Raw genomic sequence first — 12,518 nt, forward strand, 5'->3', positions numbered from 1 at the left:
CACCCACCCGGCGGCTTCGGCCTGGAAGTCCAGGACACCACCTCCACCCCCGCCGGGGACATCGTCGTACACGACGCCACCGTCAACGACCCCGCGTACGCCTTCGCGCTGTCCCGCCTGCCCGGCTTCGACCTGCGGAACACCCCCATCGGCGTGTTCCGCTCGGTCGACCGCCCCTCCTACGACAGCGTCGTGCAGCAACAACTGGCCACCGCCCGAGCCACCATCACCGAAACCCCCGAACAGCAACTCGCCGACCTCCTCAACAGCGGCGACACCTGGACAATCGTCTGAACGTGTCCGTCGTCAGCGCCGCGTGTGAGCGCCATGGGTGGGCGTCCCGCTCGCCGCGACCACGGCGAGCGGGACGCCACCGCGTGAGTCAGCCGCGCGACCACCGTTGGTTGGCGGCGCCGTGGCAGGTCCAGAGCAGCACCCGGGCGGTGTTGCTCGTCGCCGCCCCGGCGACGTCGAGGCAGAGCCCGGACTGCTCGCCGACGACCGTGCCGTCGGCCCGCCAGGTCCACCGCTGGTTGGCCGACCACTGGCAGTCGTAGATGATCGGACGAGACGATGGGTCAGCGCCCCCGGCGGGCGTTGAGCCGGGCGGCCTGGCGCGTCAGGTGGTCGCGCTCGGCGAGGTTGGGGGCCTTGCGGGCCGCCTCGGCGTACAGGCGGGCAGCCCTCGTCAGGTCGCCGTCGCGCTCCTGGAGGTACGCCGCCACCGCCGTGTGGCGGGGGAGTGAGTCGTCCAGCGCCGCGAGCGCCGCCAGCCCGGCGCGCGGTCCGTCAGCCTCCCCGACGGCCACCGCGCGGTTGAGCCGGACGACCGGGCTGTCGGTCAGCCGCGCGAGTTCGTCGTACCACTCGACGACCTGCACCCAGTCGGTCTCCTCGGCGGTGGGCGCGTCGGCGTGCAGTGCCGCGATGGCGGCCTGGGCCTGGAACTCGCCCAGCCGGTCACGGGCCAGGGCCGCCTGCAGGATCTCGACGCCCTCGGCGATCGACGTGGTGTCCCATCGGCGGCGGTCCTGCTCGGCGAGCGGCACCAGGCTGCCGTCGGGCGCGATCCGGGTGGCGCGGCGGGCGTGGTGCAGCAGCATGAGCGCGAGCAGCCCCGCCACCTCGGGGTGGTCGATCGCGGCCGCGAGCTGCCGGGTGAGCCGGACGGCCTCGGCGGCGAGGTCGACATCGCCCGAGTAGCCCTCGTTGAAGACCAGGTAGAGCACGCGCAGCACGGTGGCGACGTCGCCGGGCTGGTCGAACCGTACGTGGGAGACGGTGCGCTTGGCCCGGCTGATGCGCTGCGCCATGGTCGCCTCGGGCACCAGGTACGCCTGGGCGATCTGGCGGGTGGTCAGCCCGCCGACGGCGCGCAGCGTGAGCGCGACCGCGGACGACGGCGTCAGCGACGGGTGGGCGCACAGGAAGTAGAGCTGGAGCGTGTCGTCGACCGCGGGCACCGGCCCGGGCGCCGGCTCCTCGTCGACGAGGTCCTCACGCCGGCGGCGGGCGGCGTCGGACCGGGTCGCGTCGAGGAACCGGCGCCAGGCCACGGTGACCAGCCAGCCCTTCGGGTCCCGCGGCGGGTCGGCCGGCCAGACGCGGATCGCCTCGACCAGGGCGTCCTGCACGGCGTCCTCGGCCGCCGCGAAGTCGGCTCCGCGGCGGACGAGGACACCGAGCACGGTCGGCGTGAGGCTCCGGAGGAGGGCCTCGTCCATCAGGTCACTCCGTGATCGTGGGCGGCGCGGTCAGGAAGGGGCGCACCTCGAGCCACTCGTGCAGCGGCTTCCCGCCCGCCCCCGGCGCGGCCGACAGCTCCCCGGCCAGCTCGAGGGCGCGCTCGTAGCTGTCGACGTCGATCACCATCCAGCCGGCGATGAGGTCCTTGGTCTCGGCGAACGGGCCGTCGGTGACCGGCGGGCGCCCCTCACCGTCGTACCGGACGAATGTCCCCTCGGGGGCGAGGGCCTGACCGTCGACGAACTCGCCGGTCCCCTCGAGCCGGGCCGCGAAGTCGTGCATGTACCGCATGTGCGCCGAGATCTCCTCCGGCGTCCACTGGTCCATGGGCACGTCGTTGACCGGAGTCGGACCGCCGCGGTAGTGCTTGAGCAACAGGTACTTGGCCATGGTGCTTCTCCTCGATGCCGATGCGACCCATTCTGGTCACGCTCACCCCAGGGACGGAGCCGGCCACGGGTTCTCGACATCCCGTCCGCTGATCTCCTGCTGCCTCTGGCCCGACCTTCCCGCTAGTACCACATGCGTCGGTGTACCCCGCCTCGCCAACTACCTTGACAGTCACAGTACCTCGACCATAAGGTGTGTCCTCGGAGGTGCTGATATGGGCACGAGCAAGGTCACATCCGATCTGCTGCGTGGGAACACCGACACAATGATCTTGAAGCTGCTGGCGGAATCGGACCGTTACGGCTACGAGATCGTCAAGTTGATCGCCGAGCGCTCGCAGGGCGAATACGAACTCAAGGAAGCCACGATGTACTCCAGCGTCCGACGCCTGGAGGCGGATGGCGACATCACGTGGTACTGGGGCGACGAATCGCAGGGCGGACGCCGCAAGTACTTCCGGATCACGGACAAGGGCAGAGCGACCTACGCACGCAACAAGACCAACTGGGAGTACGCCAAGCGCGTGCTCGACACATTGCTCTGAGGGGACAAAGCGATGAACGACAAACTGAACGCGTACGTGGACGGCGTCTTCGCCCCCTACGAGGGCGCGAGGAGCGTCACCGAGTTGAAGGCGGACCTCCTCGCGGACCTGCAGGAACGGTTCCGTGAGCTGCGCGCCGAGGGAAAAGACGAGGCGACGGCGTTCGATCTGACCATCGACAGCATCGGCGACATCGAGGAGACGGTGCGAGAGGTGTCGAATCTCTCCCGGGTCCTCGAGCGGCAGATGGTGACGCGGTTCGATGCGAGCGATCTGAAGGAGAGTGACTTCTCGGGCGTCGCAGTGCGGGACGGACGGTTCGAGGCGAGTGCGCTGCGCGGCTCCGACTTCTCGAACGCCGAGATCGCCGGCGCCAAGTTCAAGAGCAGCGATCTGGCGGACACCAACTTCGACGGTGCCCGGGTGAGCGATGCGAACTTCACGACGGCCGATCTGGCGCGCGCCAGCTTCCGGAGGGCGCGCCTGGTCCGCACCGACTTCAGCATGTCGGGGCTCGCTGGAGTCCGGTTCGCCGACGCCGCGCTCACCGATGTCGCGTTCCGCAAGACCGACCTGAGGGGCACCATCCTCGAACGCTGCACCTTCAACGGGGTGGACTTCTCCTACTCCGACCTGCGTGGCCTCAACTTCGACGGAGCCGCCTTCACCAGCGTCACGTTCGACCACGCGGCCCTCGAAGGCATCACGTTCCGGGGCGCGATCCTGCGCGACTGTTCCTTCCGCGCGTCGAGCAGGAAGTACTACAAGGCCCTGCGCACCGTGAACTTCGACGGGGCACGCATGGACAAGCTGACCTACGCCGGCCTCAAGAGCTTCAAGGTCGAGCCGTCCAACGTGATCGTCGAGTAGGGAGACACGGGCATGGACACGTCACCCCTCGCGATTCACGTCAAGGGATTGCACAAGTCCTACCAGAAGCTGCATGTCCTCAAAGGCGTGGACTTCGCGGTGGCCAGCGGGAGCATCTTCGCGCTGCTCGGCTCGAACGGCGCGGGCAAGACCACGGTCGTACGAATCCTCACCACCCTGCTCAAGCCGGATGGTGGCACGGCAAGCGTCGGTGGATTCGACGTTCTGTCCCAGCCGGCGCGGGTCCGGGAATCGATCAGCCTGACCGGGCAGTTCGCCGCGGTCGACGAGATCCTCACCGGCCGGGAGAACCTGGTCATGCTGGCCAGACTGCGGCAGGTGAAGGACCCCCGCCGGGTCGCGGGCGACCTGCTCGAACGATTCGGCCTCGCGGGTGCCGCCGGCCGCAGGGTGTCGGGCTACTCGGGCGGCATGCGCCGCCGCCTCGACATCGCGATGAGCCTCGTCGGAGACCCGCCGATCATCTTCCTCGACGAGCCGACCACCGGACTCGATCCGGAGGCGCGCATCGACGTGTGGCAGGAGATCCAGAATCTCGCGGCCAGCGGGACGACGGTCTTCCTCACCACCCAGTACCTGGAGGAGGCCGAGAAGCTGGCCGACCAGATCGCGATCCTGCACGACGGCACGATCATCGTGTCCGGCACGTTGGCGGAACTGAGAAGGCTGCTCCCTCCCGCCAGGGTGGAGTACGTGGAACGGCAACCCACCCTGGAGGAGATCTTCCTGGCGACTGTCGGAGGCGATGGGACTCCCGGCGGCGACAAGGAGGAGCAGCGATGACCACGCGTGTCCTCAGCGACACGGGCGTGATGCTCGGGCGTTCCCTGCGACACGTCACCCGCAGCACGGACACCATCATCACGGTGACGATCATGCCGATCGCGTTCATGCTGCTGTTCGTCTACGTGTTCGGCGGCGCCATCCAGTCCGGGACCGACAACTACACCACCTATCTGCTGCCCGGCATCCTGCTCATCGCCATCGCGAGCGGCGTCTCCTACACCGCCTTCCGATTGTTCAACGACCTGCAGAGCGGCATCTTCGAACGGTTCCACTCCATGCCGATCGCACGATCGTCCGTGCTGTGGGGACACGTGCTGACGTCTCTGGTGTCCAACGCCATCTCCGTGGTGATCATCGTCCTGGTGGGGCTCCTCATGGGCTTCCGCTCGTCGGCAGGAGTGCTGGCCTGGCTCGCCGTCGCCGGGATCCTGGCGCTGTTCACCCTCACGTTGACGTGGGTGGCGGTGATCGCGGGCCTGGGGGCGTCCTCGACGGACGGCGCCACCGCCTTCTCCTACCCGATCATCTTCCTGCCCTTCGTGAGCTCGGCGTTCGTCCCCACCGACACGATGCCCGGGCCGGTGCGGGCCTTCGCGGAGAACCAACCGGTCACCTCGATCGTCAACACGATCAGGGCGTTGCTGGAGCAGCAGCCGGTCGGCGGCGACATCTGGGTCGCGCTCGGCTGGTGCGTCGGCGTCCTCATCGTCGCCTACGCGTTCGCCATGGTGGCCTACCGGCGCAGAATCGCCTGACAGATCGGAAACGATCCGCCGGCCGGCCGGGAGTACCGCAAGGTGTGAGTAGGTGATCGCCGAAGGCCCGCTGACCGACTGGCCGGCCCCGCGGGTCCCGGCGACCACCGGGTCCGGGCTACGCGATGCGGCGCACCCGGCGGACGGCGAGGTAGAGAAGCAGCACGGCGAGCGCGACGAAGAGGCCGGTCTCGATGCCCTGGAACAGCCAGAACCGGTCCGCCGGTTGGTAGAGCTGCCAGTTGTACGCGCCCGGTTCGACGCCCAGCTCCGCACCGCAGGGCCGGCCGTCCGGGGCGGTCACGCCGGGCGGGCACTGGATGCGGGTGTCTTCCGCCACCAGCGTGCCGTCGGGGTTGCGGACGCCCTGGGCGAGGATCCAGCCGCCCCGCTCCGCCTGCGGTCCGTCGGTCCCGACGATGGGGAAGGTGAGGGTGCGGGCAGGCTGGTAGTGCGGTCGGGCCAGGATCGCCACCGCCGCCCGTACGCCGATGAAGGCGGCCAGGGTGACGCCCATCGCGGGCAGCATCCGCTTCCAGACGGTGCCGGCGACGATGCCGAGGGCCACCGCGAAGAGGGTGTAGCCGATCGGGACCACGCCCTGCAGGTCGAAGACGATCATGCCGAGTCGGCCCTCGCGTGCGGCCTGGGTCAGCGGCTCGACCCACCAGGACATGCCCAGCCCGTAGCCGACCGCCGCGAGGACCGCTGCCGCAGCGACCACCCCGAACTTCACCACCGCCCAGCGGGTGCGGCCGACGCCCTGGGTCCAGACGAACCGGTGCGTGCCCTGCTCCACCTCGCGGGCGACCAGCGGGGCGCCCCAGAAGAGGCCGACCAGCACCGGAAGGGTGAGCAGCAGCACCGCCACCAGGTTCAGGCTGCGGTAGCGGTTGGTGAACCGGTGGAAGCCCGCGTCGCAGGTGTCCCGGATGGTCGCGGCGACATTCGGATCGGCGAGTTGACGTACACAGTCGGCGAGGCCGAGGTCGGCCCAGGTGTTCCGCATCGACAGGCCGATCGGCACCATCAGGGCGGCCAGCGCGGCGAAGCCGAGCAGGGTGAACAGCGCCTGCCTGCGGTGTTGCCGCCAGGTCAACCAGATCATGCCGGCACTCCCCACTCGTCGTGACTGGTCCGCGTGCTGCCGTCGGCGAGGTACGCCAGCACGACGTCCTCCAGGCCGACCTCGCGGACGGTCCAGGCGGGATCGGTGATCGGGCCGTCGGTGCGGACCAGCAGGGTGGACTGCCGGTCGGTGTGGCTGGCGCGGACGACGGCGGCGACGCCCCCGATCGGGCCGCCGTCGTGTCGGGCGCCGATCAACTGCCGGTGCTCCTCGACCAGGTCGTCGACCGCCCCGGCGAGCTGCACCTGGGCGGCGTTGAGCACGATCAGGTAGTCGCAGACCCGCTCCAGGTCGGCCAGCAGGTGCGAGGAGAGCAGGACCGTGGTGCCGGCGTCGGCGACGCTGCCCATCAGCGACTGGAGGAACTCCCGCCGGGCCAGTGGGTCGAGGCTGGCGACCGGCTCATCGAGCAGCAGCAGCCGGGGCCGTTTGGCCAGCGCCAGGGCGAGCGCCACCTGGGCTCGCTGCCCACCGGAGAGCTTCCCGACCGGTCTGTCCGGTGGGATGCCGAGCTGGGCCAGGCGGGTACGGGCCAGTCCCGCGTCCCACCGCCGGTTGAGCCTGCCGCCGGCGACGACCAGTTCGGCGGCGGTGAAGTCCCGGTACAGCGGGGTGTCCTGGGCGACGAAGCCGATGTCGGCCAGGCCCTCCGTGTCGCCGTACGGCGAGCGGCCGAACACGCGTACCGCGCCGGCGTCGGGCTTGAGCAGCCCCACGGTCAGGTGCAGCAGGGTGCTCTTGCCGGCCCCGTTCGGCCCGACCAGCGCGGCGATCCGTCCGGCCGGCAGGTGCAGCGAACAGTCCCGTAACGCCCAGGCGCTGCCGTACCGCTTGCCCAGCCGGTCGGCCTCCACGACCACGTCCATGCTCTGTCCTCTCGTTTCCCTCACGCGGGTTCCTTCTGCTCGGCGTCGTCGGCGAGGGTGGCCCGCATGGTGGTCTCCACCAGGGCGACGACGTCCTCGGCCGTGAGACCGGCGGCCTGCGCCCGGTGCAGCCAGGCCACCAGGGCCTCGCGCAGCTCGGCCTGGTTGGGCAGGGACGCGCCGGCCAGGGTGCGTTGGACGAACGTGCCGACCCCGGGTCGGCCGCCGACCAGTCCCTCGATCTCCAGTTCGCGGTACGCCTTCAACACCGTGTTCGGGTTGATCGCCAGCGACTGCGCGACGTCCCGGACCTTCGGCAACTGGTCGCCCGGCACCAGCAGACCCACGCGGAGGGCCTGCTTCACCTGCTGCACGAGCTGCATGTAGGTGTTCACCTTGGACCGGCTGTCCAGCACAAACTCGATCACTCGAGACGATCCTTCCTGTTGTCCTACGACAGTAGGACTAATAGACAGGATCACGGTGGGCGGAACCTCTGTCAAGGACCCGAACGGGTTGCACGGACGCGGGGCCGCTGCTGTGCCGACAGCAGTGGGGAGCCGGTCGAACACCCGTGGCAGGATCTGCCAGGTGCAGATCGGCATGCTGGGACCGTTCGAGGTTCGTACGGACGGCGGCGCCCTGGCCGACGTGCCGGGCGCGCGGCTGCGCGGGCTGTTGGTCGCCCTCGCGCTCAGACCAGGTCACGTGGTCCCGAAGTCGACACTCGTCGACTGGATCTGGGGCGAACAGCCGCCCTCCGACGCGGCCAACGCCCTGCAACGCCTGGTTTCCCGGCTGCGCAAGGTGCTGCCGGCAGGGCTGGTCGAGGGGCAGACCGACGGCTACCGGTTGACGGTGGAACCCGACGCCGTCGACGCCGTACGGTTCGAACGCCTCGTCGGCCAGGCCCGCGACGACGAGGACCTGCAGCGGGTACGGCGGCTGCGCGAGGCCCTCGCCCTGTGGCGCGGTGCCGCCATGCAGGACGTCGGTCTTCCCGACAGTGCGGCGCTCGACGCGGCGGCCACCCGGCTCGAGCGGCTACGTCTGGCCGCCATCGAGGATCGGTTCGACGTGGAGACCAGGCTCGGCCACGGCGCGGAGCTGGTCGCGGAACTGACCGACCTGGTGGCCGCGCACCCGGTGCGAGAACGGCTCGTCATCGCGCTGATGCGTGCCCTCGCCGCGACCGGTCGCGACACCGAGGCGCTGCTCGTGTACCAGCGCACGAGCGAAACCCTGGCCGACGCGCTGGGCGTCGACCCCTCGCCCGAGCTCTCGGCACTGCACGTCGCGTTGCTGCGGGGCGAGTTGGGACGGCGGGAGGAGAACCGGAAGACCAACCTGCGTGCCGAGCTGAGCAGCTTCGTCGGCAGGGACGAAGCCGTCGCCGCGGTCGGCGCACTCGTCGCCGGACACCGGCTCACCACCCTGATCGGGCCGGGCGGCTCGGGGAAGACCAGGCTGGCCACGGAGACCGCGCGCACGCTGCTGGACGACCTGCCGGACGGCGCCTGGCTGGTGGAGTTGGCCGCCATCGGCGCCGACGGTGACGTGGTGCAGGCGACGCTCGGCGGACTCGGCCTCCGGGACGCCCTGCTCGGCGGGACACCCAACATGGAGCTGGTCGACCGGCTCGTCGCCGCGATCCGCGAGCGGGAGGCGCTGCTGATCCTGGACAACTGCGAGCACGTGATCGAGTCGGCGGCGGCGCTGGCCCATCGACTGCTCGGGGAGTGCCGGCGGCTGCGGATCCTGGCCACGAGCAGGGAACCGCTCGGTATCACCGGCGAGGCGCTGTGGCCGGTCGCGCCGCTGGCCCTGCCGGCCAGGGACGCCCGCCCTGACGAGATCGAGTCCTCGCCCGCCGTCCGGTTGCTGCGGGACCGGGCCGGCGCGGTGCGCAGGGATCTCGTGGTCGACGCCCGCACGTCGTCGACGATGGCGCGTGTCTGCCGGGCGCTGGACGGGATGCCGCTGGCGATCGAACTGGCCGCGGCCAGGCTGCGCACCATGTCCATCGAGCAGCTCGCCAACCGGCTCGACGACCGGTTCCGCCTGCTGACCGGCGGCAGCCGTACCGCGTTGCCCCGGCACCGAACGCTGCGCGCGGTGGTGGATTGGAGCTGGGAACTGCTCACCGACGCCGAACGGACCGTCCTGCGCAGGCTCTCGGTGTTCTCGGGTGGGGCGAGCCTGGAGGCGGCCGAGCGGGTCTGCGCCGGCGACGCGGTCGGGCAGGACGACGTGCTCGAACTGCTCACGTCGCTGGCCGAGAAGTCGCTGCTGGTCGCCGAGGGCGACGGCGCACCGCGCTACCGGATGCTCGGCACGATCAAGGAGTACGCCGCGCACCGGCTCACCGAGGCGGGGGAGTCGGACCTGGCCCGCCACGCGCACCTCGCGTACTTCACCGAACTCGCCGAGACCGCGGAGCCGCAGCTTCGCCGCGCCGAGCAGTTGACCTGGCTCGCCACGCTCAAGGTCGAGCACGACAACATCGGCTCCGCGATGCGCGGTGCGCTCGCGGCCGGCGAGGCGCACGCGGCGATGCGGCTGGCCGCGGGCGCCGGCTGGTACTGGTGGCTCGGCGGCCACCGGACCGAAGGCATGGAGCTGATCACCGCGGCCACGGAAACGTCCGGCGAGGTGACCGACGAGATCCGAGCCACGGTGTACGCGCTGGTCGTGCTGTTCGTGAACTCCGGGCCGGGCGACGAACACCGTGCGGCGGAGTGGATCCACAAGGCGTACCGGTTCAGCCGGCGCAGTCACGGCAGCCACCCGGGGACGGCGCTCGTCGTCCCACTGGAACGCATGTTGCGGGCGCCGGACGCGTTGCTGTCCGCGTGGGAGCCACTGCTCGACGACGAGGACCCCTGGGTACGCGCACTGGCCCGGCTGCACCTCGGCAAGATGCGGATCGTGCTCGGCAAGGACGGGCGGGAAGCGGAGGCGCACCTCGAATTGGCGCTCGCCGAGTTCCGAGCCCTCGGCGAACGGTTCGGGATCTCGTTCGCCCTGACCGAGCTGGCGGAGCTGATCGCCGCGCGCGGCGAGTTCGCCGGTGCGTGCGAGCACTACGAACAGGCGATCGCGGTCGTCGCCGAGGTCGGTGCCATCGAGGACGGCATCCGGATGCGGTCGCGACTGGCTCAGCTGTACTGGCTGCTGGGCGACGAGGACGCCAGCGCGACCGCCATAGCGGAGGCGCAGCGCTGCGCGGAGCGGGTCACGTGGCCGGGCGCGCTGGTGGAGCTGGCTTTCTCGCAGGCCGGACTCGCCCGCTGGCGCGGCGACGCCGAGGAGGCGGCCCGGCAACTCGGCGTCGCGACGACCCTGCTGGGCGACGAAGCCGAGCAGGCGCACATCCGCGCGGGGACGCACGACCTGCTGGGCTACCTCGCCGACGATCTCGGCGAGGCCAGAAGGTACCGCGCCTCGGCCTGCCAGGCGGCGGCCGAGACGGGGCACGCGCCCTCGATCGCGCAGGCCCTCGTCGGGGTCGCGGACCTGGCGCTCCGTGACGAACAGTACGAGCAGGCCGCACGCCTGCTCGCGGCGAGCACCAGCGTGCGCGGTAGGCCGGATCGTTCCCACCCGGATGTGGCCCGGATCGAGCAGACGGTACGGCGCCGCCTCGGCGAAGCGACATTCGCCGAGGCGGCGCGGGAAGGGGCCCGAACGAGTTGGAGTCAGTTGGTCGCGGTCACGCTCGCTTCGTGAACGTGGAGCGCGCCCAGAGGTACCCGACGAGAGCGATACCGACGCACCAGGCGATGGCGGGGATCACGTCGCCGGTGGACGGCGCGCCGTTGAGGAACCCGCGCAGGGTCTCGATGATCGGCGTGAAGGGCTGATACTCCGCGAACTCCCGGAGGCCCGGCCCCATCTTCTCCGCCGGCACGATCGCGCTGCTGAAGAACGGCAGCATGACCAGCGGTACGGAGGCCAGACCCGCCGTTTCCGGAGACTTCGCCGACAGTCCCAGGGCGACCGTGAGCCAGCCGGCCGCGAAACCGAGCAGCACGATGACGCCGATCGCGCCGAGCCAGTCGAGGAGACTCGCCGACGGGCTGAACCCCAGCAGGAAGGCCACCCCGACGAGGGCCGCGATGGCGACCAGGTTGGTCAGCACACTGGCGATGACGTGACCGGCCAACACCGCACCACGCGAGACGTGCATGACTTTGAACCGGTTGATGATGCCCTTCGTCATGTCGGAGTTCACCGCCGTCGCGGTGGCCCCCAGCCCGTAACAGACGGCCAGCAGCATCAGGCCCGGCGTCGCGTAGTCGATGTAGTCGACACCCACGTCGAAGGCGTCTCCGAACATGTACACGAACATCAGCATGAGGATGATCGGCATCAGGACCGCGTTGAACACCGAGGTCGGATTCCGGGCGATGTGTGTGAAGTTGCGACGCAACATGACCATCGAATGGGACTTGGTGCTCATTGTGCGGCCACCTCCGTGGAACGGCCCGTCAGGGCGAGGAAAACGTCATCGAGGTCCGGTGTCTGCACGGTGAGCCCGTCGGCGCTGATCGCGTACTCGTCGAGCCTGTCCAGCAGAGCCCGCAGCGACTGCGTCCCGCCGTCGCTGGGAACCCGCAGGGCCAGTGCCTCGTCGTCCCGCGTGGAGTCGCTGAGGACCCGCGCGGCCGCGTCGAGTTCGGCCACGGTGGTGAACCGGAGCCGGACGTGGGTCCCGGGAATCTGGCGCTTGAGGTCGTCGGGAGTGCCCTGGGCGACCAGGCGGCCCTGATCGAGTACCGCGATCCGGTCGGCGAGCTGATCGGCTTCCTCGAGGTACTGGGTGGTGAGGAAGATGGTCACACCGTCGGCCACCAGGTCACGGATGATCGACCACATCGTGCGACGGCTGCGCGGGTCCAGTCCCGTCGTCGGCTCGTCGAGGAAGATGATCCGCGGGTTGCCGACGAGCGTCATCGCCAGATCCAGCTTCCGGCGCATGCCGCCGGAGTAGGTCGACACCGGCTTCCGCGCCGACTCGACCAGGTCGAACCGCTCCAGCAACTCCGTGACGACCCGCCGGCCGTCCCGGACGGGCACCCGGCTCAGGTCCACCATCAGCTGCAGGTTCTCCTGGCCGGTCAGCAGCTCGTCCACCGCTGCGAACTGGCCGGTGACCCCGATCGCCGCGCGCACCGCCCTGGCCTCGGTCGCGACGTCATGCCCGGCGACGCGCACCGTTCCACCGTCGGCCTTCACCAACGTGGTCAGCACGTTCACCGTCGTCGTCTTACCCGCCCCGTTCGGACCGAGGAGGGAGAAGACCGTGCCCGCGCGGACGTCCAGATCGATGCCGTCGAGCACGACCTTGTCCTTGTAAGCCTTTCGCAGTCCGGAGACCGCGATCGCTGAACTTGTCATGCACCCACCAT

General features: G+C 70.2%; 13 protein-coding genes and 1 pseudogene. 6 read left to right on the forward strand and 8 right to left on the reverse strand.

Annotation, left to right across the window (positions count from 1 at the left end):
• A pseudogene (locus ACIBR0_RS10875) lies at window positions 1-294 on the forward strand (2-oxoacid:ferredoxin oxidoreductase subunit beta); the annotation flags it as partial.
• A gap of 88 nt (window positions 295-382) precedes the next feature.
• On the opposite strand, the gene ACIBR0_RS10880 reads toward ACIBR0_RS10875, so the two are convergent.
• The 3 genes from ACIBR0_RS10880 to ACIBR0_RS10890 are packed head-to-tail and all read right to left on the reverse strand — an operon-like array spanning window position 383 to window position 2,136.
• Window positions 383-562 carry a ricin-type beta-trefoil lectin domain protein gene (locus ACIBR0_RS10880; protein WP_396714887.1) on the reverse strand — a complete coding sequence of 60 codons (180 nt, stop codon included), beginning with the start codon at window positions 560-562 and terminating at the stop codon, window positions 383-385.
• 16 nt (window positions 563-578) lie between these two features.
• Entirely contained in the window at window positions 579-1,724 is a 1,146-nt protein-coding gene (locus ACIBR0_RS10885) for an RNA polymerase sigma factor (RefSeq protein ID WP_396714352.1), read from the reverse strand.
• 4 nt (window positions 1,725-1,728) lie between these two features.
• The gene (locus ACIBR0_RS10890) at window positions 1,729-2,136 is read right to left on the reverse strand and encodes a YciI family protein (protein ID WP_396714354.1); all 408 of its coding nucleotides are present in this window, start codon (window positions 2,134-2,136) and stop codon (window positions 1,729-1,731) included.
• A gap of 214 nt (window positions 2,137-2,350) precedes the next feature.
• On the opposite strand from ACIBR0_RS10890, the gene ACIBR0_RS10895 reads away from it, so the two are divergent.
• Genes ACIBR0_RS10895 through ACIBR0_RS10910 form a run of 4 tightly spaced genes read left to right on the forward strand, consistent with a single transcriptional unit; the run spans window position 2,351 to window position 5,112 of the window.
• Window positions 2,351-2,680 carry a PadR family transcriptional regulator gene (locus ACIBR0_RS10895; protein ID WP_396714356.1) on the forward strand — a complete coding sequence of 110 codons (330 nt, stop codon included), beginning with the start codon at window positions 2,351-2,353 and terminating at the stop codon, window positions 2,678-2,680.
• Window positions 2,681-2,692: 12 nt separating this feature from the next.
• Window positions 2,693-3,550 (forward strand): pentapeptide repeat-containing protein, encoded by an 858-nt coding sequence (locus tag ACIBR0_RS10900; protein ID WP_396714358.1) that lies wholly within the window; start codon window positions 2,693-2,695, stop codon window positions 3,548-3,550.
• Between the two features lie 12 nt (window positions 3,551-3,562).
• Window positions 3,563-4,354 carry an ABC transporter ATP-binding protein gene (locus tag ACIBR0_RS10905; protein ID WP_396714360.1) on the forward strand — a complete coding sequence of 264 codons (792 nt, stop codon included), beginning with the start codon at window positions 3,563-3,565 and terminating at the stop codon, window positions 4,352-4,354.
• On the forward strand, window positions 4,351-5,112 hold the full coding sequence (locus tag ACIBR0_RS10910) for an ABC transporter permease (protein ID WP_396714362.1): 762 nt from the start codon (window positions 4,351-4,353) through the stop codon (window positions 5,110-5,112). The genes ACIBR0_RS10905 and ACIBR0_RS10910 overlap by 4 nt, the downstream gene beginning before the upstream one ends.
• 118 nt (window positions 5,113-5,230) lie before the next feature.
• On the opposite strand, the gene ACIBR0_RS10915 is transcribed toward ACIBR0_RS10910, so the two are convergent.
• Genes ACIBR0_RS10915 through ACIBR0_RS10925 form a run of 3 tightly spaced genes read right to left on the reverse strand, consistent with a single transcriptional unit; the run spans window position 5,231 to window position 7,535 of the window.
• A complete protein-coding gene (locus tag ACIBR0_RS10915; RefSeq protein ID WP_396714364.1) occupies window positions 5,231-6,220 on the reverse strand; it encodes a transporter in 990 nt (329 codons plus the stop codon).
• A complete protein-coding gene (locus ACIBR0_RS10920; protein ID WP_396714889.1) occupies window positions 6,217-7,107 on the reverse strand; it encodes an ABC transporter ATP-binding protein in 891 nt (296 codons plus the stop codon). The genes ACIBR0_RS10915 and ACIBR0_RS10920 overlap by 4 nt, the downstream gene beginning before the upstream one ends.
• A 20-nt stretch (window positions 7,108-7,127) precedes the next feature.
• On the reverse strand, window positions 7,128-7,535 hold the full coding sequence (locus ACIBR0_RS10925) for a GntR family transcriptional regulator (protein ID WP_396714366.1): 408 nt from the start codon (window positions 7,533-7,535) through the stop codon (window positions 7,128-7,130).
• A gap of 163 nt (window positions 7,536-7,698) precedes the next feature.
• On the opposite strand from ACIBR0_RS10925, the gene ACIBR0_RS10930 reads away from it, so the two are divergent.
• Window positions 7,699-10,836, forward strand: coding sequence for a BTAD domain-containing putative transcriptional regulator (locus tag ACIBR0_RS10930; protein ID WP_396714368.1), 3,138 nt, complete (start codon window positions 7,699-7,701; stop codon window positions 10,834-10,836).
• Here the strand turns inward: ACIBR0_RS10930 and ACIBR0_RS10935 are convergent.
• Together ACIBR0_RS10935 and ACIBR0_RS10940 are read right to left on the reverse strand one after the other, a co-directional pair.
• Window positions 10,820-11,569, reverse strand: coding sequence for an ABC transporter permease (locus ACIBR0_RS10935; RefSeq protein WP_396714370.1), 750 nt, complete (start codon window positions 11,567-11,569; stop codon window positions 10,820-10,822). The genes ACIBR0_RS10930 and ACIBR0_RS10935 overlap by 17 nt on opposite strands.
• Window positions 11,566-12,507 (reverse strand): ATP-binding cassette domain-containing protein, encoded by a 942-nt coding sequence (locus ACIBR0_RS10940; protein WP_396714372.1) that lies wholly within the window; start codon window positions 12,505-12,507, stop codon window positions 11,566-11,568. Before ACIBR0_RS10940 ends, ACIBR0_RS10935 begins: the two co-directional genes overlap by 4 nt.
• Between the last annotated feature and the right edge of the window lie 11 nt (window positions 12,508-12,518).

The organism is Micromonospora sp. NPDC049497 (assembly GCF_044465805.1).
Lineage (GTDB): Bacteria > Actinomycetota > Actinomycetes > Mycobacteriales > Micromonosporaceae > Micromonospora.